Source organism: Pseudonocardia humida, from assembly GCF_023898865.1.
Taxonomy (GTDB): Bacteria; Actinomycetota; Actinomycetes; order Mycobacteriales; family Pseudonocardiaceae; genus Pseudonocardia; species Pseudonocardia humida.
The window spans coordinates 37,615-59,501 of sequence record NZ_JAGSOV010000053.1; the positions used below are offsets into that span (position 1 = coordinate 37,615).

Annotated in this window: 23 protein-coding genes; 13 read left to right on the plus strand and 10 right to left on the minus strand. The window is 76.5% G+C overall.

The genetic code is table 11. The features are described 5' to 3' along the window. Position 1: 1 nt before the first annotated feature. The 4 genes from KDL28_RS24965 to KDL28_RS24980 all read right to left on the minus strand — a co-directional run bounded on the left by KDL28_RS24965 (position 2) and on the right by KDL28_RS24980 (position 4,862). Positions 2 to 652, minus strand: a complete 651-nt coding sequence (locus KDL28_RS24965; RefSeq protein ID WP_252442059.1) for a response regulator — start codon at positions 650 to 652, stop codon at positions 2 to 4. After that, complete coding sequence (locus KDL28_RS24970; protein ID WP_252442070.1) at positions 643 to 1,842, minus strand: sensor histidine kinase; 1,200 nt, start codon at positions 1,840 to 1,842, stop codon at positions 643 to 645. Before KDL28_RS24970 ends, KDL28_RS24965 begins: the two co-directional genes overlap by 10 nt. After that, on the minus strand, positions 1,836 to 2,582 hold the full coding sequence (locus KDL28_RS24975; RefSeq protein ID WP_252442082.1) for a DedA family protein: 747 nt from the start codon (positions 2,580 to 2,582) through the stop codon (positions 1,836 to 1,838). The genes KDL28_RS24970 and KDL28_RS24975 overlap by 7 nt, the downstream gene beginning before the upstream one ends. Positions 2,583 to 2,699: 117 nt before the next feature. Next, positions 2,700 to 4,862, minus strand: coding sequence for a hypothetical protein (locus KDL28_RS24980; RefSeq protein ID WP_252442084.1), 2,163 nt, complete (start codon positions 4,860 to 4,862; stop codon positions 2,700 to 2,702). 195 nt (positions 4,863 to 5,057) lie between these two features. Between KDL28_RS24980 and KDL28_RS24985 the strand changes: the two genes are divergently transcribed. Further along, positions 5,058 to 5,300: a hypothetical protein gene (locus KDL28_RS24985; RefSeq protein WP_252442086.1), complete on the plus strand. Its 243-nt coding sequence runs from the start codon at positions 5,058 to 5,060 to the stop codon at positions 5,298 to 5,300. Here the strand turns inward: KDL28_RS24985 and KDL28_RS24990 are convergent. Continuing rightward, positions 5,254 to 5,694, minus strand: coding sequence for a RidA family protein (locus KDL28_RS24990; RefSeq protein WP_252442088.1), 441 nt, complete (start codon positions 5,692 to 5,694; stop codon positions 5,254 to 5,256). The genes KDL28_RS24985 and KDL28_RS24990 overlap by 47 nt on opposite strands. Before the next feature lie 113 nt (positions 5,695 to 5,807). Here KDL28_RS24990 and KDL28_RS41155 point away from each other — a divergent pair, with 113 nt between their 5' ends. Continuing rightward, complete coding sequence (locus KDL28_RS41155; protein ID WP_305882239.1) at positions 5,808 to 6,806, plus strand: GAF domain-containing protein; 999 nt, start codon at positions 5,808 to 5,810, stop codon at positions 6,804 to 6,806. A gap of 13 nt (positions 6,807 to 6,819) precedes the next feature. On the opposite strand, the gene KDL28_RS25000 is transcribed toward KDL28_RS41155, so the two are convergent. The 3 genes from KDL28_RS25000 to KDL28_RS25010 are packed head-to-tail and all read right to left on the minus strand — an operon-like array spanning position 6,820 to position 9,928. After that, positions 6,820 to 7,650, minus strand: coding sequence for a carbohydrate ABC transporter permease (locus KDL28_RS25000; protein ID WP_252442090.1), 831 nt, complete (start codon positions 7,648 to 7,650; stop codon positions 6,820 to 6,822). Next, the gene (locus tag KDL28_RS25005) at positions 7,650 to 8,624 is read right to left on the minus strand and encodes a carbohydrate ABC transporter permease (RefSeq protein ID WP_252442092.1); all 975 of its coding nucleotides are present in this window, start codon (positions 8,622 to 8,624) and stop codon (positions 7,650 to 7,652) included. The genes KDL28_RS25000 and KDL28_RS25005 overlap by 1 nt, the downstream gene beginning before the upstream one ends. Positions 8,625 to 8,629: 5 nt before the next feature. After that, positions 8,630 to 9,928 carry an ABC transporter substrate-binding protein gene (locus KDL28_RS25010; RefSeq protein WP_252442094.1) on the minus strand — a complete coding sequence of 433 codons (1,299 nt, stop codon included), beginning with the start codon at positions 9,926 to 9,928 and terminating at the stop codon, positions 8,630 to 8,632. Between the two features lie 131 nt (positions 9,929 to 10,059). On the opposite strand from KDL28_RS25010, the gene KDL28_RS25015 reads away from it, so the two are divergent. From KDL28_RS25015 to KDL28_RS25055, 9 genes are all read left to right on the plus strand, one after another. Further along, complete coding sequence (locus KDL28_RS25015) at positions 10,060 to 11,064, plus strand: LacI family DNA-binding transcriptional regulator (RefSeq protein ID WP_252442096.1); 1,005 nt, start codon at positions 10,060 to 10,062, stop codon at positions 11,062 to 11,064. Beyond that, positions 11,061 to 13,358 (plus strand): beta-glucosidase family protein, encoded by a 2,298-nt coding sequence (locus KDL28_RS25020; RefSeq protein ID WP_252442098.1) that lies wholly within the window; start codon positions 11,061 to 11,063, stop codon positions 13,356 to 13,358. Before KDL28_RS25015 ends, KDL28_RS25020 begins: the two co-directional genes overlap by 4 nt. A 273-nt stretch (positions 13,359 to 13,631) precedes the next feature. Then, positions 13,632 to 14,600, plus strand: a complete 969-nt coding sequence (locus KDL28_RS25025) for an endonuclease/exonuclease/phosphatase family protein (RefSeq protein ID WP_252442100.1) — start codon at positions 13,632 to 13,634, stop codon at positions 14,598 to 14,600. Positions 14,601 to 14,667: 67 nt separating this feature from the next. Next, complete coding sequence (ctaJ, locus tag KDL28_RS25030) at positions 14,668 to 14,901, plus strand: aa3-type cytochrome oxidase subunit CtaJ (RefSeq protein ID WP_252442102.1); 234 nt, start codon at positions 14,668 to 14,670, stop codon at positions 14,899 to 14,901. Continuing rightward, the gene (locus KDL28_RS25035) at positions 14,888 to 15,388 is read left to right on the plus strand and encodes a DUF5130 family protein (protein WP_252442104.1); all 501 of its coding nucleotides are present in this window, start codon (positions 14,888 to 14,890) and stop codon (positions 15,386 to 15,388) included. The genes ctaJ and KDL28_RS25035 overlap by 14 nt, the downstream gene beginning before the upstream one ends. A 10-nt stretch (positions 15,389 to 15,398) precedes the next feature. Continuing rightward, complete coding sequence (locus KDL28_RS25040; RefSeq protein WP_252442106.1) at positions 15,399 to 15,728, plus strand: hypothetical protein; 330 nt, start codon at positions 15,399 to 15,401, stop codon at positions 15,726 to 15,728. Next, positions 15,640 to 16,116 carry a hypothetical protein gene (locus tag KDL28_RS25045; protein WP_252442108.1) on the plus strand — a complete coding sequence of 159 codons (477 nt, stop codon included), beginning with the start codon at positions 15,640 to 15,642 and terminating at the stop codon, positions 16,114 to 16,116. The genes KDL28_RS25040 and KDL28_RS25045 overlap by 89 nt, the downstream gene beginning before the upstream one ends. Further along, positions 16,110 to 16,403: a hypothetical protein gene (locus tag KDL28_RS25050; RefSeq protein ID WP_252442110.1), complete on the plus strand. Its 294-nt coding sequence runs from the start codon at positions 16,110 to 16,112 to the stop codon at positions 16,401 to 16,403. Before KDL28_RS25045 ends, KDL28_RS25050 begins: the two co-directional genes overlap by 7 nt. Positions 16,404 to 16,649: 246 nt before the next feature. Further along, complete coding sequence (locus KDL28_RS25055; RefSeq protein ID WP_252442112.1) at positions 16,650 to 16,874, plus strand: hypothetical protein; 225 nt, start codon at positions 16,650 to 16,652, stop codon at positions 16,872 to 16,874. A 68-nt stretch (positions 16,875 to 16,942) separates the two neighbouring features. On the opposite strand, the gene KDL28_RS25060 is transcribed toward KDL28_RS25055, so the two are convergent. Then, a complete protein-coding gene (locus tag KDL28_RS25060) occupies positions 16,943 to 17,533 on the minus strand; it encodes a hypothetical protein (RefSeq protein WP_252442114.1) in 591 nt (196 codons plus the stop codon). An 18-nt stretch (positions 17,534 to 17,551) separates the two neighbouring features. Beyond that, positions 17,552 to 19,501, minus strand: a complete 1,950-nt coding sequence (locus tag KDL28_RS25065) for an Hsp70 family protein (RefSeq protein WP_252442116.1) — start codon at positions 19,499 to 19,501, stop codon at positions 17,552 to 17,554. Between the two features lie 177 nt (positions 19,502 to 19,678). On the opposite strand from KDL28_RS25065, the gene KDL28_RS25070 reads away from it, so the two are divergent. Together KDL28_RS25070 and KDL28_RS25075 are read left to right on the plus strand one after the other, a co-directional pair. Beyond that, a complete protein-coding gene (locus KDL28_RS25070; RefSeq protein ID WP_252442118.1) occupies positions 19,679 to 20,206 on the plus strand; it encodes a DUF3558 family protein in 528 nt (175 codons plus the stop codon). Then, on the plus strand, positions 20,203 to 21,723 hold the full coding sequence (locus KDL28_RS25075; RefSeq protein WP_252442120.1) for a dynamin family protein: 1,521 nt from the start codon (positions 20,203 to 20,205) through the stop codon (positions 21,721 to 21,723). The genes KDL28_RS25070 and KDL28_RS25075 overlap by 4 nt, the downstream gene beginning before the upstream one ends. The last annotated feature ends 164 nt before the right edge of the window (positions 21,724 to 21,887 follow it).

Here is a 21,887-nt window from a genome sequence, read left to right on the forward strand (position 1 = left end):
GTCAGGGGCGGCCGCCGAGGTAGCGCAGGACGGCCAGGATGCGGCGGTTGTAGCCGGGGTCCTCGGCGACGCCGAGCTTGCCCAGGATCGAGGCGACGTGCTTCTCGACGGCGCTCACCGACATCCGCAGCCGCCCGGCCGCCGAGGCGTTGGTCAGGCCCTCGGCCACGGCGTCGAGCACGTCGCGCTCGCGCGGGGTGAGCCGCGACAGCGGGTCGGCGTCGCGGCCGGTGGCCAGCAGCCGGCGCACCACCTCCGGGTCGAACGCCGAGCCGCCCCGCCCGACCCGCTCCAGCGCGTCGAGGAACTCCCCGACCTGCGCCACCCGGTCCTTGAGCAGGTAGCCGACCCGCCCGCCGTCGTCGGCGAGCAGCCTGGCGGCGTGGCGGCGCTCGACGTACTGCGACAGCACCAGCACGCCGACCTCCGGCCAGCGGCGCCGGATCTCCAGCGCCGCGACCACGCCCTCGTCGGTGTGGGTGGGCGGCATCCGCACGTCGGCGACGACGACGTCGGGCCGCTCCCGCTCGATGGCCCCGACCAGCGCGCGGCCGTCGCCGACCGCGGCCACCACCTCGTGGCCCTCGGCGACCAGCAGCCGGACCAGGCCCTCGCGCAGCAGCGCCGAGTCCTCGGCGATCGTCACCCGCACGGCAGCTCCGCCCGCACCGTCGTCGGGCCGCCCGGCGGGCTGACCACGCTCAGCACCCCGTCGGCCGCGGCCACCCGGCGGGCCAGCCCGGCCAGCCCGCCGCCCGTCGGGTCGGCGCCGCCGCGGCCGTCGTCGCTGACCACGGCGCAGAGCGCGGTGGCCGACGCGCGGACGTCCACCAGCACCTCCCGCGCGCCCGAGTGCTTGGCCGCGTTCGTCACCGCCTCGCACACCACGAACCAGGCGACGGCCCGCACGGCCGGCGGCGGCTCGGCGTCCAAGGCGCAGTCGATCCGCACGGGCAGCGGGGCCCGCTCGGCCACCGACTCCAGCGCCGCGGCCAGCCCGCCGGTGTCCAGGGCCGCGGGGTAGACCCGCCACGACACCTCCCGCAGCTCGACGAGCGCGCGCTGCGCCTGCTCGTGGGCCTGCACGACCAGGTCGAGCTGCTCGGGGTGGCGGCGCGCGCGGCCCAGCAGCATGCCCAGCGCGACCAGCCGCTGCTGGACGCCGTCGTGCAGGTCGCGCTCGATGCGGCGGCGCTCGTCGTCCACCGCGGCCACGACGGCGTCGCGGGACTCGGCCAGCGCGGTCACCCGGCGGGCCAGCTGCTCCTCGCGGGTCGGGGCCAGCGCGTGCCGCGCCGCCGTGCGCTCCCAGCGCGCCACCCCGGCCAGCCCGGCCAGCGCCAGGTAGAGCAGCACGGCCCCGGACGGCGTGTAGTACGCCACCTCCAGCGCGGTGACCACGTACGGGGGTTCCTCGACCAGCAGCGGGGTCGCGCTCAGCCAGGACCACAGCACCAGCACGGCGAAGACCGCCCCGGTCACCAGCAGGACCAGGACGGTGCCGCCGAGGATCCCGGCGGGCAGCCGGGCCACCAGGTAGCGCGCGGCGCGCCGCCCGTCGACCTCGCGGTCGCCGTCGACGGCCGGTCCGCCGAGCAGTCGACCGACCCGGGCCAGCTCGGGGCGGGCCAGCGCCCGGGCCGCGCCCGGCAGCGCGCGGCGCCCGGCGGGGACGCACAGCGCGAGCAGGGCGAGGACGAGCAGCAGCAGGTGCGCCGTCGCCGTCGCGGCGCCGAGCGCGAGGCCGAGCCCGGTGCGCAGGCTCGCCACGATCCGCGGCCGCCACCGCGCCGGTGCGGCGACCGCGGCCGGTCGGGGCGGCGCGGCCTCGGTCGTCACCACCGCCGGGCCTGGTCCGGGCCGCCCGGCAGGACGTGGCCGAGGCGGACGGTGGCGTCGGGATCGGGGTGCTCGGACCTCACGCCCGCCGACCCTATCGGGCCGCGCCGCTCCGGCCCGGCCGCGCGACCCCGGCGGCGGGCGGCGACCCGGCGCACCACGAACACCCCGACGGCGAGCACCAGCAGCCCGAGCACCGCCTTGGACAGCACGCCCGCGTACTGCTCGACGACACCCCAGTTCGCCCCGAGCAGGTAGCCGGCCATGACGAACGCGGTGTTCCAGATCAGGCTGCCGGCCGCGGTCAGCGCGGCGAACAGCGGCAGCCGCATCCGCTCCACCCCGGCCGGCACCGAGATCAGGCTGCGCACCAGCGGCACCATCCGCCCGAGGAACACCGCCTTCGCGCCGTGGCGGGCGAACCACGCCTCGGCCTTGCGCACGTCGCGCAGGTCGACCAGCGGCATCCGGTCGGCCAGCGCGTACATCCGCCGCTGCCCCAGCGCGGCCCCGACGCCGTACAGCACCAGCGCGCCCACCAGCGATCCCAGTGTCGTCCAGGCGATGGCCGCGGGCAGGCTCATCTCACCCCGCGCCGCCGCGAACCCGGCCAGCGGCAGGAACAGCTCGCTGGGCAGCGGCGGGAACACGTTCTCCAGCGCGATGGCGAGCCCGACCGCGGGCGCGCCGAGCGCGTCCATCAGGTCGACGACCCACCCGACGACCCCATCCGTAGTGACCATGGCACCGACGCTAGGAACGCGGCGGGCCCGGCGGACTGGGGCGAGCGGGGGCGCCGGGGTGGGGATGTCCTCACCGGCGGTGGGCGGGAGCTCCCCCGGTGGGGCCCGCCGCGACGGTCACCGGCCCGGGCCGCCCGAACCGTTGGGCTCCCGGCGCGGCGCCGGGCCCGCCGTGCGCCGGCGCCGGGCCGCGGGGCGGCTGTCCGGCTCGGCGGGCTGCGCCCGGTTCACCGCGAGCGCCTGGTACATGTCGGCGCCGTTGTGCGCGTCGGACCCGGCGGCGGGGGCAGGCGCCTCGCCGGCCGGCGCGTAGCGGGTGTCCACCGCGTCGCGCCTGCCCGCCTCCATGACGAGGACGGGGGAGCGGCCGGGCAGGCCGGCGGCGATCGCGCCCAGGTGCTCGGGGCGGACGGTCTCGCGCAGGGCGGCGTCGAAGGGTCGGCGGTCGCCGCCGCTGCGCACCGAGCCGACCTGCTCGGCGAACGCCCTGGTCAGCTCGGCGGAGCCGGCCAGCAGGGCGGCCACGTCGAGGCGGGCGGTGCCGACGCGGTAGGTGAAGCCGATCTCGTCGTCGCCGACGGCCAGCACGTCGCAGCCCAGCGCCGGGCCTCCCGCGCGGTCGCCGGTGGGGCGCACGGCGGCGCGGAACGCCTCGACGGCGTCGTCGTCGGCCGGGTTCGCGACCAGGGTGCGGGCGGCGTCGGAGGCGGGACGGCCGAGCGCGCGCAGCACGCCGACGGCGTCGACCTCGACCCGGTCGATGCGGTAGGTGGTGCGCAGCCGCAGGACGCCGCCCTCGGCGACGGGGCCGTCGGGGCGGCGGTCGTCGGCGCGGGGCGGCGCCGCCACGACCCGGACGGTGACCGGGGCGGGCGGGCGGGGCCCGGGGACGGGCCCGGTCGGGCGGCCGAGGATCCGGTCGAGCTCGGCGGGTGGGCTCGGGGTGCGCCCGGTGCTGCCGGTCGAGACCGGGTCGGCCAGGCCGGTGGCGGCCTCCAGCGCGGCCGCGGCGATCTCCGAGGCGGCCTCGTGCGCCTCGGAGGTCAGCGAGGCGTTCGTCCAGGACCCGCCGACGAACACGGTGACCAGGCGGGCCAGGAACGCGACGGAGGCGTCGGGGGCGAACGGCGGGGCCGTCTCGGCGGTGAGGCGGGTGAGCTGCCCCGTCCGGATGGCGCCCCCGCTGACCAGCGCCTCCAGCGAGCCGGGGCCGGGCTCGGCCGCGGTGCCGGTGTCCAGGCCGAGGTCGGCGGCCAGCCGCGAGGCCGGCGGGAGCAGCCACAGCTCGGTGCTGCGGGCCCACGCCGGGGTGACGGTGCCGGTGGCCAGCACGTCGACCAGGGCGATGGGGTCGGTGCCGAGGCGGGCGACGAGCGCGGCGGCGGTGCGGTCGTCGGGCGGGGTCCAGCGCACGCGGTGGGCGATCGTGCGGCGGGTGCCGTCGGCGGTGGACACGGCGACCAGCTGGACGTCGACCACCCCGGAGCCCTCGCCGGGCGCGCCCTCGGGCCGCTGGGGGGCGACGAACAGCTGCTCGCGCTGCACCCCGACGGCCGGGGGCCCGGACAGCTGCCCGGCCAGCACCTCCAGCAGCCGGTCGCGGCGGGCGATGGTCGCCTCCAGCCGGGCGACGCCGCCCTCCAGGGCCGTGCAGCGCTCGGCCAGCACGTCGGCGGCGCCGTCGGCGCGCCGGCGCAGGGCCTCGATCTCGGAGCGGTCGGCGGCGGTCTCGGCGACCGGGGCGGGCGCGGCGGCCGGGACGGCGGCCACCTTGCGGCGCACGGCGAACCCGGAGACCAGGGCGTAGCCGGCGGCGAGCAGCGCGAGCGCCAGCAGCCCGGCCCCCACCAGCAGCGGCCACTCGGCGCGCCACCAGCCGGTCGGCTCCACCGGCTGGGGCAGCGGCGGGATCTGGGCGGGCGGCGGGGTGCCCGCCGGCTGGCCGAGCCGGACCAGGCCGGCGGCGGCCCGGGCGTCGCCCGCGTTGAGGTCGAGCGCGGCCTGGTAGGCGGCGGCCGCCGCGGCGGTGTCGCCGACCTGCTCGGCCGCCGCGCCCCTGGCCTCCTCGGCCGCGGCCTGCCCGATCCGCTCGCCCGCCGCGCTGATCCCGTTGCCCGCGCAGTTGCCCTCGTCCTGGGCGTCGGCCCGGGCGTAGAGGGCCATCGCGTCGAGCGGTCGGCCCTGGGCCAGCAGGGTGGCGGCCTGGTCGCACAGCGGGGTCGCGGCCGAGCACCCGCTCAGCAGCACCCCGAACGCGAGCACGCCGAGCAGGGCGGCCACTGCGCGTGACCGCGCACGGGCAGGGAGCATTCCTGCATGATCAGTGGCCGGTGCGGCGCAGGGCAATCGTCCATCCGGTGCCGGGCACGACCGCGGGCGCGGTTCATCCCGCGGTGCAGCCGCCGTCCGGGTGGCGCGGGGCCGGGCGGGGTCGATCGGTCCGGGCGTCGGCCGGCTCCGCGTACCGTCGACGGCATGTCGACGCACGTGCGCTCGTCCGGACCGGCCGGGCTCGACCGCCGTCGCGTCGGCCGGATCGTGGCCGTGTGGGCCATCGCCGCGGTCGGCGTGCTGCTCTTCGCCTCGGTGACGTTCGTCGGGCCCGTCGTGGCCACGCTCTACGGCACGCACGGCATCCACCTGGGCGACCTGGTCGTGCTGCTGCTCGCCGTCATCGTGGCGTCCCGGCGGACGGCGCGGCTGGTCCGGGTGCGCTGAGCGCCGCGGTCATCTCCAGTTCGACGAGCTGGTCGGGGAAGCCGAGCACGGCCACCCCGAGCAGCGTGCTGGCCGAGGTGAACGCCGCACCGATCTCGGACCCGGCGAACCGGTGCCAGGCCCGGCCCGCCTCCGCCGCCGCGGACGCCACGACGTAGACCGTCGTGCGCACGACGTCCTCGGGGCGGGCGCCCACCGCGGCCAGCGCCCTGGCCGCGTTGACGACCGTCCGGTCGACCTGGGCGTCCAGGTCGCCCACGCCGACCACCCGCTCGCCGGAGTCGTCCATCGGCATCTGCCCGGCGAAGAAGGCCAGCCGGCCGCTCTCCACCAGGGTGACGTGCGCGTACCCGGACGTGGGGTGCGAGTCCTCCGGATCGATCCTGGTGATCACGTCTCGAGCCTGCCAGAGCGGTGGCCGGGCCGCGGGGTAACGCTGCGCTGATCGATGACGACGCACAGTGCGGCCCGGTGCGCTCCCCATCCCACCGGGCCGGGGAGTAGACCATGTTCGACGCCCTCCTGGTGCGCCTCGGCCGGGCGACCGCCGCCACGCTGGACGTACCGGCCGTGCTGGCCGACGTCTGCCGCACCCTGCACCCCGCCCTCGGGGTCCGCGGTGTCGTCGTCGCGGTCGGGTGCCCGGCCGACCCCGCGCTCGGCCCGGTGGCGGGCTCCGACGACGCGGCGGCCCGGCTCGGCCGGGTGCAGCGCGACGCGCGCAGCGGCCCGCTCGCCGCGGTCAGCCGGTCCGGGCGCCCGCTGCTCACCGGCGACCTGCTGCGCGTCGGGCCGCCGGAGCTGGCCGCGGCGGCCGCCGAGACCGGGATCACCGAGGCGATGACCGTGCCGCTGGTCGCGGACGGCCGGTCGGTCGGGGCCCTGCAGCTGCTGGGCGATCCGGCCCACCCGGCGGGCCCGGGCCACGCCGAGCCGCTGGGCGTCGTGCTGGACGTGCTGGCCGCCCGGCTGGTCGACGTCGAGCAGCTGCGGCGCCGGCGGGCGGAGCCCGCGGACGAGCCGGTCGACACGGAGGCCACGGCGGTCATCCCGATCACCCGGGAGCAGGACGGGCGGGCCGACGTGCCCGACCACGACCCGGTGACCGACCGCTTCCCCGAGCTGGGGCACCTGGCGGCCGCGGTCGGCCAGGCCGAGGCGACCTCGGTCCTGCCGGCCGCCGTGCACGACCGGCAGGCCCACGCGGACGCACCCCCGGCCCCGCGTCCGGCGGCCGGGATGCCGCCCGCCCCGCGCCACCCGGAGGGCGTCGCGCCCACTCCGCGCCCGCCCGGGCCGGAGGAGATCCGCGTGCCGGTCCCGCGCTACCACGAGCCGGGCGCGCTGACCTTCGGCGCCGCCGCCGACCAGCCGGTCGACGACGACGCCGAGGCCGAGCCGTCCCCGGTCGCGTCCGGAGCCGGAGCCCCCGCTAGCGGCTCCGGACGCGGCGCGGCGGACGGCACGCCGGACCCGCGGCGGGGTCGTCGCCGCCGCGAGCCGTGACCAGGGGTTGTCGCTAGCCCTTCACCGAGCCCGCCAGGCCGCCGACCATCTTGCGCTCGGCGACCAGGAAGAACAGCAGCGCGGGCAGCATCGACAGCGCGGTGAAGGCCAGGATGCGGGCGGTGTCCGAGCCGTACTGCGAGCTGAACGCCGCGGTGCCCAGCGGCAGCGTGTACTCGGCGGCGTCGCCGAGCACCAGCAGCGGCAGCAGGTAGGCGTTCCAGCTGTTCACCACGGCCAGCACGGACACGGTGACCAGCGCCGGGCGCGAGAGCGGCAGCAGGATCCGCCAGAAGAACCGCAGCCGACCGCAGCCGTCGATGGTGGCGGCGTCCTCCAGTTCGCCGGGCACGTTGCGCATGAACGGTCGCAGGATCACGATCGTCACCGGCATCGCGAACGCCGCCTGCGGCACCGCGACGGCCAGCAGCCCGCTCAGGTCGAGGTTGCGCAGCAGCAGGTAGAGCGGCAGCACCGCCACCGCGACCGGGAACAGCAGGCCGAGCACGAAGAAGGAGTACAGCGCGTCGCGCCCGCGGAACCGCATGCGGGCCAGCGCGAACGCCGCCATCGCCCCGAGGCCGACGGCCAGCAGCGTGGTGATCGTGGCGATGATCAGGCTGTTGGCGGCCTGGCCCCAGAACGTGCCGGTCGCGGCGGCGTCGGCGTAGTTGGCGGGCACCCACGGGTCGGGCAGGCCGATCGGGTCGTTGGCGATCTGCCCGGTGGTGCGGAACCCGCCGATGATCACGTAGACGATCGGCGCGATCGTGATGCCGGCGACGGCCAGCGCGAGAACGTACACCAGCGGTGAGGTCCACCCGGCCCGGTTCGCAGAGATCATCACCGCACACTCCTGGTCAGCGCGCCCTCGGTGTCGCGGCGCAGCACGAACCGCTGGTAGAGCAGGGCGAACGCGAACGAGATGACGAACAGCAGCACGGCCGCGGCGCTGCCGTAGCCGATCTGCGAGCGCTCGAAGCCGCGGTCGATCAGGAAGGTCGCCATCGTCACCGACGCGTTCGACGGCCCGCCCTTCGTCATGATCCAGACGAGGTCGAACAGCTGCAGCGCGCCGATCACCGACAGGAAGACCCAGATCCGGATGGTCGGGCCGAGCAGCGGCAGCACCACGTGCCGGGTGCGCTGCCACGCCGACGCGCCGTCCACCGTGGCCGCCTCCAGCAGCTCATGGGGCACGCCCTGCAGCCCGGCCAGGAACAGCACGATCCCGAACCCGAGGTACTTCCAGGTGATCACGATGAACAGCGAGTAGATGACCAGGTCGCGGTCGGCCAGCCAGAGCTGCGCCCAGCCGTCGAGGCCGACGCTCTCCAGCAGGCTGTTGACCGGGCCCGACGGCTGCAGGATCAGCTGCCACGCCACCGCGGTGACGACCTCGGAGAGCACGTACGGCGCGAACAGCACCATCCGCAGGATCGCCCGCCCGCGCAGCCGCCGGTTGAGCAGCAGCGCCAGGCCCAGCGCGAGCGGCAGTTGCACCACGATCGACAGCACCACGATCAGCGCGTTGTGCCCGACCGCGGCCCGGAAGACGGGGTCGCCCGCCGCCCGGGTGTAGTTGTCGAAGCCGATGAACTGGTCGAGCGGGCCCAGGCCGTTCCAGTTGAACAAGCTGTAGTAGCCGGCCAGCACCATCGGCACGATGACGAAGGCGGCGTAGAGCAGCAGCGCGGGCCCGAGGAACAGGGCGATCTCGCCCCAGCGCCGGGCCCGCGACCGCCCCGTCGGGGGGCGGGGGGGGGGGCGGGGCCCCCCCGGGGGGGCGGCCCCCCCCCGGGGGGGGGTGGTCGGCACCACCCCTAACTGCGTGCGGGGGCCACGGCCCCCACGTCGACGATGCGCTGCGGGTCGGAGGTGCCGGCGAACAGCCCGGCGATCTCGTCGTTGAGCGCCTGGCCGACGTCGGTCGGCAGGGCCTTGTCGAAGTAGAGCTGGTTGTACGGGGTGGCGGCCCGGGCCTCCAGCACGGCCTTGATGGAGGTGCCGGTGACCGAGGACTCCGCGGCCTTGGCGGCCGGCAGGCCGGTGTTGGTGGCCCCGAAGGTGGTCTGCTCCTCGTCGGAGGTCAGGAACTTCAGGAAGTCGACGCAGGCCGGAGGGGCCGAGGCGGAGCAGGAGAAGCCGTCACCGCCGCCCACGGTGGCCCCGGGCGTCCCCTGCCCACCGGGCACGGTCGGGAACGGGAACCAGCCGAGCTTGTCGCCCAGCGGCTGCTTGTCCGGGGTCAGACCGGTGGTCTGGCCCTCGTTCCAGTGGCCCATGAGCTCCATCGCGGCCTGGCCGTTGGCCAGCATGCCCGCCGAGCTGGCCGCGCCCTCCTGCGCAGGGGTGGCGAGGAAGCCCTCCTGGAAGGGCTGCGCGGCGATGAGCCGTTCGACGTCCTGGCCCGCCTTGACGAAGCACGGGTCGGTCATGGCCAGGTCGGTGGTCACCGCCTCCAGCGCGGCCTGGGGGCACTCGCGGGTGGCGAAGTTGGCCCACCAGAACGCGTCGGGCCACTTGTCCTTGCCGCCGAGCGCGACGGGGACGATCCCGGCCGCCTTGAGCTGGTCGACCACGGTGTAGAACTCGTCGATCGTCTTCGGCGGCGTGGTGATCCCGGCCTGGGCGAACAGGTCGGTGCGGTACCAGAGCCCGGTCACGCCGACGCTGTAGGGCAGCCCGTACTGCTTGCCGTCCACCGACCACGGGTCGGCGATCGGGCCCATCGACTCGACGACGTCCTTGGTGGCGTCGGTGATGTCGGCGATCTTGCCCGACTCGACCTGGGTGGCCAGGTCGCCGCCGCCCCACTGCTGGAACAGGTCCGGCGGGTCGTTGCTCTGCAGGCCGACCCGGATCTTGGTCTGGATCGTCTCGTTCTGCACGGGCTCGATCTGGAAGGTGACCTCCGGGTGGGCGGCGGTGTAGCGGTCGGCCGCGTCCTGGAAGTAGTTCTTCAGGGTGTCCTGGGTGGCGTTGTGCCACCACGTGATCACCTGCTTGCCGTCCGGCGTGGTGGCCGGGGCGGGGCCACCACCGCCACCGGCGCACGCGGCGGTGGTGGCGGTGAGCAGCGCGGCGGCAATCAGCGCCGCCGCGCGCGTGGATCGAAGCATGAGGGGTCCTCTCGGGGTCTGGCGTCGCAGGCAGGCCTCTGGCGGCTTCGGTGAGGGGGAATGGTGCTGCCGCACACGCCCGCGTGTCAATCGTTGTCGATAACGTTTTCGTGCTGCTAGCGTCCCCGCCCGTGACTACCAGTCGGGCCACCATCCGCGACGTGGCCGCGCAGGCCGGCGTCTCGGTCGCCACGGTCTCGAAGGTGATCAACGACCGCTACGGCGTGTCGGCGAGCACCATCGAGCGGGTGCGGGCCGCGATCGAGCAGCTCGGCTACGAGTCCAGCCTCGTGGCACGCAGCCTGCGCAACCAGCGGACCAACGTGATCGGCGTGCTGGTCACCGACATCGAGCCGTTCAGCGCCGAGCTGCTCAAGGGCGCGGCCAAGGCCATCCGCGGCACCGGGTACGAACTGGTCGTCTACTCGGCGGGCGGGGAGGCCGCGCACGCCGTGGGCTGGGAGAACCGCTACCTGTCCCGGCTGTCGGGCACCCTCATCGACGGCGCCGTGATCGTCACGCCGACGGTGCTCGCGCCGTCCTACGGCGCGCCGGTCGTCGCGGTCGACCCGCACACCGGCGGCGAGGACGTGCCCACCATCGACTCGGACAACCGCCGCGGCGCCGAAACGGCCACCGAGCACCTGCTCGAGCTCGGCCACCGGCGGATCGCGTTCATCGCCGGCCGCTCCGACCTGGAGTCCGCCCGGCTGCGCGAGACCGGGTTCCGCGCCGCGATGGCCGCCGCCGGCGTGCCCGTCGACCCCGCGCTGGTGGTGGCCGGCGACTACGCCGAGGCGCTCTCGGCGAACGCCGCGCACGCGCTGCTGCGGCTGCCCGACCCCCCGACGGCGATCTTCGCCGCGAACGACATCTCCGCCATCGCCACCATGGACATGGCGCTCACGCTCGGCATGCAGGTACCGGACGACCTGTCGGTCATCGGCTTCGACAACATCCCGGAGAGCACCTTGACCCGCCCCATGCTGACCACCGTGGAGCAACCCATCCAGCTGATGGGCCAGCGGGCCATCGAGATGGTCGTGGCCATCCTCCGCGGCGAACACCCCGACCCGCGCCAGGTCAGGCTGCCCACGCGGCTGGTCCTGCGCGACACCACGGCGGGTCCGCGATGACCGCCGGATCGCGCACCGCCACCTGGCGCGAGCCCGGCCGCGACCCGGGCGAGCGGGCCGCCGCGCTCATCGCCGAGATGACCCCCGCCGAGAAGCTCGCCCAGCTCTCCGGCATCTGGGTGGGCGCGGCCGAGGCCGGCGGCGTGGCCCCCCACCAGCACGACGAGACCGCCGACCCGGTCGACCTGGAGGCCCTGCTGCCGCTGGGCATCGGCCAGCTGACCCGGCCGTTCGGCACCGCCCCCGTCGACCCGCGGGCCGGGGCGGCCTCAGTCGCGGCCACCCAGCGCGCGATCACCGCGGCCAACCGGTTCGCCATCCCGGCCGTCGTGCACGAGGAGGTCCTCACCGGCCTGGCGGCGTGGCGGGCCACCGTCTACCCGGCCCCGCTGTGCTGGGGCGCGAGCTTCGACCCCGCCCTGGTGCGGCGCATGGGCGAGCGCATCGGCGCGACCATGCGCGCGCTGGGCGTGCACCAGGGCCTGGCCCCGGTCGTCGACGTGGCCCGCGACCTGCGCTGGGGCCGGGTCGAGGAGACCATCGGCGAGGAGCCGCTGCTGGTCGGCACGCTCGGCGCCGCGTACGTGCGCGGCGTCCAGTCCGCCGGCGTCGTCGCCACGCTCAAGCACTTCGTCGGTTACTCGGCCGGGCGCGGCGGGCGCAACATGGCGCCGGTCGCGATCGGCCCGCGCGAGCTCGCCGACGTGCTGCTTCCCCCGTTCGAGATGGCCCTGCGGGCTGGGGCGCGCTCGGTGATGCCCGCCTACAACGACCTCGACGGCGTGCCGGCCACCGGCGACCCCGTGCTGCTCACCGGCCTGCTGCGGGAACGGCTCGGCTTCACCGGCACGACCGTGTCGGACTACTTCGCGGTGGCCTTCCTGCACAAGCTGCACGCCGTCACCGGCGACCGGGCCGCCGCCGCCGCGCTGGCGCTGCGCGCAGGCGTCGACGTCGAACTGCCCACCGTCGACTGCTACGGCCCGCCCCTGCTCGCCGCCGTCGAGAGCGGCGCGGTCGACGAGGCCGACATCGACCGCGCCCTGCTGCGCGTGCTGCGCCAGAAGATCGAGCTGGGGCTGCTCGACCCCGACTGGGAGCCCGAGGCCCCCGGCCCGTTCGACCTCGACCCGCCGGAGTCCCGCGAGATCGCCCGGCTGCTCGCCGAACGCGCGATCACGCTGCTGGCCAACGACGGCACCCTGCCGCTGCGCCCCGACGCCCGGGTCGGTCTGGTCGGGCCCCGCGCCGCCGACCCGACCGCCGTCATGGGCTGCTACTCGTTCCCCGTGCACGTCGGGGCGCAGCACCCCGGGGTGCCCGTCGGGATCGAGGTCCCCACCCTGCTCGACGCGCTGCGCGCCGCCCTGCCCGTCGACGTCGCCCACGCCGAGGGCTGCCCGGTGCTCGGCGGCGACGACGCCGGCATCGCCGAGGCCGTCGCGGTGACCCGCGACACCGACGTCTGCGTCCTGGCGCTCGGCGACCGGGCCGGCCTGTTCGGCCGCGGCACCTCCGGCGAGGGCTGCGACGTCGCCGACCTGCGCCTGCCCGGCCGCCAGGAGGAGCTGCTGGAGGCCGTGCTGGCCACCGGCACCCCCGTGGTGCTGGTGCTGCTCAGCGGACGCCCCTACGACCTGTCCCGCCAGGCCGACCGCCTCGCCGCCATCGTCTGCGGCTTCTACCCGGGCGAGGAGGGCGCCACCGCCCTGGCCGGCGTGCTCACCGGCCGCCTCGACCCCGCCGGCCGGCTCCCGGTGGCCTTCCCCGGCGCCGGCACCGTCCAGCCCGGCGGCCCCGGCGCCCCCCTCGCCGGACCGTCCGAGGTCACCTCCGTCGACCCCACCCCGCTGTTCCCGTTCGGGTACGGCCTCTCCTACGCCCCGGCGAGCTGGTCGGACGCCGAGGCGAGCAGCGCGGAGTGGGCCACCGACGGCGCGCTCGACCTCACCGTCGCCCTCACCAACCCCCACGACCGGGCGACGTCCGACGTGGTGCAGGTGTACCTGCGGCGGACGGTCGCCGAGGTGGTCCAGCCCGTCCAGCGGCTCGTCGCCTACGCCCGGGTCGACCTGGCGGCGGGGGAGCGGCGCGCGGTGCGGTTCACGCTCGCGGCCGACCTGACGTCGTACACGGGGCGGGACGGGCAGCGGGTCGTCACCCCGGGGGGTGCGCAGGTGCTGGTGGGGGCGTCGGCCGCGGATGCGCGGACGGTGATCGAGGTCGAGCTGGTGGGTCCCCGGCGGGTCGTGGGGGTGGAGCGGGTGCTGGAGGCCGAGGTCTCGGTCGGCTGAGGCTTCTGGCGGCTCCGGCGTCCTCGCGCCGCGTCCCCGGTCACGTCGCAGGTCTGCGTGCTCCTCGCAGGTGCTGTGGCGCCTGCGAGGAGCACAGCGCCTCGGCGAGGACGGCCGCGTCGCCCGCCGCGCGGGCGGCGCGGAGGCGCCGGAGCCCACCGCCCCCGGCCGAGCGGGCGGAACTCACCGATCGGGTACGGCGTTGGGCGGGAATGCGTCGCGGTGGTGTGCCGGGCCGCGGGACCCGCACCCCTTCCGGGAGGATCAACGACCATGGCCTGGCGACGTCCGATCCCGTTCCGCACCCTGGCCGCGGGGGTGGTGACCGCGGTGGCGGTGCTGCCCGACCGGCTCCGGGTGGACTCCCGGTTCCCGTTCGTCGACTCGGTGTCCCTGCGGCCGCAGGCCGTGGCGGGGGCGTTGGCGGTGGCGGCGGCGCTGGCCCCGGCGCGGGCCACCCGGCCGCTCGCGGTCGGGATGGGAGCCGTGGGGCTGGTGGGGCTGGCCGCGGTGGCCGGGCGGGGTGTCCGCAGGCCGGTCGGGCCCGTCCCCGCTGACGGCACCGACCTCACCGTCCTCACCGCCAACGTGCTCAAGGGGCGGGCCGACACCGGGGAGCTGGCCACGCTCATCGAGCGCGAGCACCCCGACGTCGTCGTGCTCCCCGAGGCCGGGCACGACTACCGCGACAAGCTGATGCCGCTCGTCGAGGGGCTGGGCTACCGGGCGTGCGTGTCGACGCCGCCGGGCGCCCGCGACGTGCACTCGGTCACCGTCCTCGTCTCCGACGCGCTGGGCGACGTGCGGCTGCGGGCGGTGCGGGAGATGCGGCTGGCGCACGTGGAGGTCACCGGGGGGCGGCTGGGCGGGCGCGTGTTCCGGGGCATCCACGCCACCGCGCCGCTGCAGCGCAGGCTGATCCCGCGGTGGCGCGACGACATGGAGGTCCTCGGGCGGTGGTGCCGGAGCACGCCGGCGCCCGTCGTGGCCGGCGACTTCAACGCCACCCACGACCACTCGGCCTTCCGGGCCGCCCTCGGCGGCACCCGCAGCGCCGCGGCGGGCACCGGGAAGGGCCTGGTCGGCACCTACCCGGCCAGGTTCCCGCGCTGGTTCGGCATCCACATCGACCACGTCCTGGTGCCCGCGGGGACCGTCACCCGGCGGCTGGAGGTCGTCGATCTCGCGGGGACCGACCACCGGGCCGTGTTGGCCGAGGTCACGCTGGGTCGCGCGGGCTGAGCGGACGCCGCGCCCGGGTCCGGCCCGGGGTGCCCGCACCGGGCGCCGGTGAACTAGATTCTGCGTCGTGAGCGTCCTGCAGACGATCCTCGTCTTCGTGGTGCCGACGGTGGGCCTCTACCTGCTCATCGTCGCCCTGGTCGTCGTGCCGCGGCGCGCCGACCGACCCCGCTACCGATCCGGCCAGCCGTGGCCCTACGAGCCGCTGTGGTGGACGGCGAACCCGGAGGGCGCGCAGCTGCCCGCCGCCGACGGCCACCCCGTGGCCGGTGACCTTGGAGGTGCCCGTGGCAGCTGGTGAGCACGGCCACGGAGTAGTCGACGTCGTCGACGACGACGGGAACCTGCCGGAGGGCACGGTCCGCACCGCGTCCGGACGCGTGTCGTCGGCGGTGGAGTTCCGCGACGAGTCCCGCGCCGACCACCCGTTCACCCCGGTCCAGCTGACCCGCCTCGACGAGGCGCTCACGCTGGCCAGCCGGGAGACCGGCCTGCGCTTCAGCGTCTACCTGGGCGACCTCGGCGATTCGCCGAGCGAGCGGGCGGCGGGGCTGCACTCCGAGCTGGAGGGCTCCGCGGAGGCCGTGCTGGTCGCGGTCAGCCCCGAGCAGCGGGTGGTCGAGGTGATCACCGGGCCGGAGGCGCGGGTGCGGCTGCTCGACCGGGGCGCCAAGCTCGCGGTGATGAGCATGGTGGCCTCGTTCCGGGAGGGCGACCTGCTCGGCGGGCTGCTGAGCGGGCTGCGGATGCTGGCCGACCAGGCGGGCGGACGCCGCCGCACGCACTGAGCCCGGCCTGATGCTGTCCGGCACCGCGAGCAACACCCGCATCGGTGCCGCACTCGACGCCGGCGCGCTGGCGTGGGTGCCCGAGATGGCGCCCATCGCGGTGCTGCTGCGGGCCGTGCGCGCCGCGCTGGCCGGTCGCGACGCCATGCCGCCCGCGCGGCGCGACCAGTACGTCGCGGTCTTCCGGCGGCGCCGCGCCGAGCGCGAGGAGCCGGCGGTCAAGCTCGGCAGGCTCACCCCGCGAGCGCGAGGTGCCGGCCCTGCTGGCCGGCGGGCACCGCGGGCAGGCCGTGGCCCGGCTCTACCGGGTGTCCGCCGACCCGGCCTCCGGCGCGGGTGACCTCGCCTTCGACGGGCTGCGCCTGCTCGGGCTGGTCGTGGTCATGATCGGGTTGGCGCAGCTGGTGCGCGAGGGCCTGGGGCGGTTGCAGGTGCGCAACTGGGAGTGGCAGGAGGAGATCTCCACCGCGGTGCTGCACCTGGAGCGGGCCCAGGAGATCGCCGCCGACCGCGACCACGAGCTGCGCAACGGCCTGGCCGGCCTGACCGGCATCGCCCACCTGCTCAGCGGCCCCTCTGCCGGGGAGCACGAGTCGCTGCGCCACGCCGTGCTGGCCGAGCTGGAGCGGCTGCCGGCGCTGGTTGACGCGGGCGGGGTGGAGGTGCCGGGCGTCGTGCTCGACGAAGCGTCGTCCGCCGGGTCGGGCTACACGGTGCCCAGGTGCTGATGGACCGGGCCGCGCTGCGCGAGTCGGCGGCAGCGCCCGGGGTGGGCCCGCTGGAGCTGCGGGTATCGGCCGGGGTGCGCGCCGCGGGCTCGCCCGCGCTGCTCGCCCGGGTGCTGACCGACCTGCTGGCCAACTGCGCCCGGCTGGCCCGCGAGGCCGGGCGGAGCCTGACGGTCGCGAACGCGGTCGGGCCGAGCGGCTGCGTCGCGACCCTGCGACTGCCGGCCGCGACACCCACCACCGATCGCCGACCGGTCGTCGCTGAAGAGCGACCGTCTGTCGTATGATCGGCGGCGCGGGACAACCTCAGGGGCAGCAAGGCGTCCAACGATGTTTGCCCGCCGATCCGGGCGGCTATCACGCACCCGGCACCGCATACTGGTACTGCGAGCGGGTCCCCACCGGGACCCCGACCGAAGAAGGGCAGGGCACCCACGATGGGGGACTCGACATCCGAGCAGCGACCCGGTCGCCGCGGGCGTCCGCGCTCTCCGGGCTCGTCGGTTCTCACTCCACCGACCGGGGTGCCGTCGATGCCCGAGATCCGGGTCCCGCAGTGGCGCCCGGAGGCACCGCCGACACCGCCCACCCCGCAGACCGTCGTCGCCCCGTGCGCCTGCGGCCACGGCAAGGACGCCCACGAGCACTACCGCCCCGGCTCGGACTGCGGAGCCTGCGGAGCCGAGCTCTGCGACGAGTACCGCAAGCTCGGCGGACCGGTCCGGCGCGGCCTGCGCCGCTGGGGACTCGTCGGCTGAGCCCCTGACACGCCGGACGGCCCCCGCAGCGCCACGCGCCGCGGGGGCCGTTCCGTCGAGCGGGCCGGTCAGTGCCGGCGCGGCTGGGCCAACCAGGCCGTCGTCCCGGGCAGGAACATCAGCACGGCGGCCACCAGGCCCAACGCGACGCCGGCACCGAGCATCGCCGAGCTCAGCGGCGTGGCGAAGCCGATCATGACCAGCCCGTGCACCGCGGTCAGCGCGAGCAGCAGCGCCAGCAGGATCCGCGCCCCGGAGCGCCCGGAGCGCAGGGCCGCCGCCGCCCCGCCCTCCAGCAGCGCGAGCAGCACCCCGCTGCCGACCAGGCCCGCGGTGAGCGCGGCGACCGCGCGATCGCGGGTGGTCGGCGACTCGTTCGGGAAGTCCCGCGCCACGGTCGCCGTGACGTCGGCCCACAGGTCGCCCACGCCGACCAGCGGCAGCACGACGGCCAGCAGCAGCGCACCGGCCGCGACCAGCCACAGCAGGCTGGACGCGGTCAGCACCGACGGTCGGGGCGTGCGCTCCGCCGACGGCGGCGGCCGGAACTCGAACCGCGGTCGCGACGGGGGCTGCGGCGGCCGCTCCGGCGGGCGGCCGATCGCGTCGAGGCTGGTGGTGGGGGCCTCCGTCATCGGGTCCCCGGGCCCGGTGCTCATGTGGTGATCGCTCCTTCGTCAGGTGGTGCTCGGCGCGGCTCCGCTGTCGGGTGCGGGCGCGGAGGTCTCGGGGGCTGCCGAGGTGGTGCCGTCGTTGGCAGGCGGATCGGCAGGCGGATCGGCAGGCGGGTCGGCGGGCTGTGAGGGCGGGTCCGCGGGCTGTGACGGCGGGTCCGCGGGCTGTGACGGCGGATCTGCGGGCTGTGACGGCGGGTCCGCGGGCTGTGACGGCGGGTCCGCGGGCTGTGACGGCGGATCTGCGGGCTGTGACGGCGGGTCCGCGGGCTGTGACGGCGGATCTGCGGGCTGCGACGGCGGATCCGCGGGCCGGGAAGGCGGGTCCGCGGGCTGGGAAGGCGGGTCGACCGGCGGTGCCAGTGGGCCCGCGGGCTGCGACGGCGGGCCGACCGGCGGGTTCGGAGCCGGGACGCCGGGCGGCGGCACCACGTCCACCGTCCGGCTTGCCCCACCGGCCGCCGACGCCCCCGCCGCGCCCGTCCCGATGATCCGGCTGCCCGGCTTCGCGGCCGCGGCGACCGCGCGCGGTCGCCGCGGACCGGGCGCGGAGGTCTTGGTGGCGACCTCGCCCGTCCACGGGTCCACCTGGCCGCCCTCGGCCAGTACCTGCCCGGTGGTCGGGTCGGCGGCGGCCGGGGCGGGCGTGCTCGACGCGGCCAGCGGTTCCTCACCGGCCGCCAGCGTCACCGCCCCCACCGCGAACGCCGCCGCCACGACCGCGGCCGCGGCGACCGCCAGGATCGGGCCCCGGCGCGGCCACCGCCGCCCGTCCTCGGGGGTCTGCTCGCTCGGCGGCGGCTCGGCGCCCAGTGGCGGGGGCGGCGGCGCCCCGTGGGGCAGGGCGGTGATCGCGGTGGCGTCCGGGTCGGCGGCCGCGATCGGCCCGCGGGCGGCCAGCGCCGCGCCGGTGGCGATCACGGCCTTGGGGTCGGCGTCGATCGCGACCGCCCGCCCGAGCTCGGCCGAGACCAGCTGGGAGACCAGCGGGATCCGCGAGGATCCGCCGACCAGCAGCACCGCGTCGGGCTGGGGGATCCCGGCGGAGTCGAGGGCGCGGCGCAGCGCCTCCACCGTCTCCACGACGGCGGGACGGATCGCCTCCTCGAACTCCGTGCGACCGATCCGCACCTGCAGGTGCGTGCCCGGCAGCATCACCGGGACCATCACCTCGGTGTCCGCGGAGAGCGCCTCCTTGGCCGCCGTGCACTCCCGGCGCAGCCCGGCGACCGCGCTCTGCACGGCCGGGTCCGCCGGGTCGAGCCGGTCCCACGCCTCCCCGACGGCCTCCCGGACGTGGTCGAACACCGCCTGGTCGAAGTCGACGCCACCGAGGTGCTCGATGCCCATCGGCCTGCCGACCGCCTCCCAGCGCCCGTCGGCCAGCTTGCGCACGACCGCGGCGTCGAAGGTGCCCCCGCCGAGGTCGTAGACGGCGACCGTGCCGCCGACGTCGACGCGCGCGGTGCTGGCGTAGCCGATGGCGGCGGCCTCCGGCTCGGTCAGGAACAGCACGTCGCTCACGCCGTGCGCGGCGAGCGCGGCGGCCACGGCCTCGCGCTTGTGCGTGCCCCACTCGGCCGGGTGGGTCAGGGCCACCCGGTCGGGCGGTCCGCCCTCCCGGTCGCTGACCGTGGCCAGCATCCAGGCCACGAACCGGGCGGCCACGGTCTCGGCCGCCACCGGGTGCCCGCCGACCACGAGCGGGGTGCCGTCGCCGATGCGCCGCTTGAACTCGCGGACCACCCGGCGGGGGTCGGTGACGGCCCGGCGCTGCGCCGGTTCGCCGCACACCATCGACCCGTCCGGGGCCAGGAAGACCATCGACGCCACCGACGGCGTCGCCCCGCCGAGCGGCACGATCTCGGGTCGCGGGTCGCCCTCGCGGCAGACCGCGGCGGCCGAGTACGTCGTGCCCAGGTCGATACCAACCTGGTAGGCCATGTGCGTCATCAGGGCTACTCCACGCTGAAGGTGCGAATTCGCGGCGGCGAGGACGTGAGTGACCTCGCATCCTCTTCGGACCTGGGCAACGCCGTGTTAACGAACGAGCACGGAGAGAAGAGGTGACGGACGGCGAACGGTAGGTTGCATACGGTGCCCGGTGTGCGGGCGAGGGGGAGCAAGGGGATGACGAAGCAGGCGCGACGAACGGCCGTCCTGACACTGCTGCTATTGGCGGTAGTCAGTGGGTGCGGTGGCTCAAGTCCGGTAGTGCCACCCGTACCAACCATCACGGACGTGCGGGACGCGGCCGGGGCCGATCCCTGCGCGCTGGTGACCCCGGAGCAGCTGGCGGGCGCCGGCCTGGGCGGGGCGGGCACGGCCGTACCCGCCGACGAGGGTCCGCGCTGTCGCTGGCGCAGCGGCGCGGGCAGCCTGGACCTCACCCTCTACACCGACGGCGAGGGCCTGGCCACGATCGCGGCGAACAGCGAGCCGACGACCACCCGCGTCCGGCTGGACGGCTACCCGGCCCTGGAGACGTTCACCGGGCGGGGCGAGTTCTGCCAGTACGACGTCGGGGTCTCGGCGAGCCAGGTGGTGATGGCGGCCCTGGAGGCGCCGGACCCCGACTCCTGCGAGGTGCTGCAGCGCCTGCTGCCCGGCGTGCTGGACAACCTCCCGGCCCCCGGCGAGCCGGGGCCGGACCGGTGAACGCGCCGGTGGGGCCGTCGGCGACCGGCGGCGCGCTGACCGCGGCCGTGCGCGCCGTGCTGCACAAGACCGTGCCCCACTACCAGGACGACCCGCGCACGTCCGCGTGGCTCAGCGCCCACCTCGCCCGGCTGGACGAGCCGCTGCGGATCGCCGTCGCGGGCAAGGTGAAGGCGGGCAAGTCGACGCTGCTCAACGCGCTCGTCGGGGAGCAGGTCGCGCCCACCGACGCCGGCGAGTGCACGCAGATCGTCACCTGGTACCGCGACGGGCGCGCGCCGCGGATCGTGGCGTTCCCCCGCTCGGGGGCGCCGGTGGCGCTGCCCGTCGACCGCCGCGACGGCGCCCTGGTCATCGACCTGCAGGGCCGCTCGGCCGACGATCTGGACCGGATGGTCGTCGACTGGCCGTCGCAGAACCTGCGCTCCGCCACATTGATCGACACCCCGGGCACGGCGTCGCTGTCCACCGGCACGTCGCGGCGCACCGTGCGCTTCCTGCACCCCGACGACGACACCCCCACCGAGGCCGACGCCGTCATCTACCTGATGCGCCAGCTGCACGCCTCGGACGCGGAGTTCCTCGAGGCGTTCCGCGACCAGGGCGTGGCCAGGGCGGCCTCGGTCAACACCGTGGCGGTGATCTCGCGGGCCGACGAGATCGGCGGCGGGCGGCCCGAGGCGATGATCTCGGCGCGGGCGGTGGCGAGCCGCTACCGCACCGAGCCCGCGCTGCGCGGGCTGTGCCAGAACGTCGTCGCGGTGGCCGGGCTGGTCGCCCAGACCGGGCGCACGTTGCACCAGGCCGAGTTCGCCGCGCTGCGCGAGCTGGTCGCCGGCCCCCGCGAGGAGCTCGACGCGGCGCTGCTGACCGCCGACCGGTTCACCGCCGACTCCGGGCCGATCACCCGAGCGGCCCCGGGCCTGGAGGCCGCCCGGCGCCGGGAGCTGCTGCGCCGGTTCGGCCTGTTCGGGCTGCGGCTGTCGACGCTGCTGATCCGCCAGGGCCTGGACAGCCCGGCCGCGCTGGCCACCGAGCTGGTGCGCCGCTCCGGGCTGGAGGACCTGCAGCACGTGCTGCACAGCCAGTTCGCCGAGCGCCGCGACCTGCTCAAGGCCCGCTCCGCGCTGCTGGCCCTGGAGCGGCTGCTGCGCGGCGACCCGCGCCCGGGTGCGGCCGGGCTCGTCGGTGAGGTCGAGCGGATCTTCGCGGGCGCCCACGAGTTCACCGAGCTGCGGCTGCTGTCCGCGCTGCGCTCGCGGGTCGTGGCGCTGCCCGCCGGGGTCGTCCCGGAGGCCGAGCGGCTGCTCGGCGAGTCCGGCGCGGCGGCCACCACCCGGCTGGGGCTGCCCGCCGACGCCGGCCCCGAGCACGTGCGGGCGGCGGCGCTGGACGCGCTCTCGCGCTGGCAGGACCTGGCCGAGAACCCCATGACCGCCCGCGCCGCCGCCGACGCCTGCCGGGTGCTGATCCGCACCTGCGAGGGGTTGCTGGTGGGCGCTGAGCAGCGGATTTAGGGCCGGGCGCCGGCCAGGTGCGGGATCACCCCCATCCCCACCCCCGCGGCGTTCGGCCCGCGCCCCGATGACCACGGGGGGTCACGACTTCTAACTTTGCGTCAGGCCGGTGAACGACAGCCGGCACGGCGAGTCCCCCGAGACGCAGAGCACCAGGAGCACCC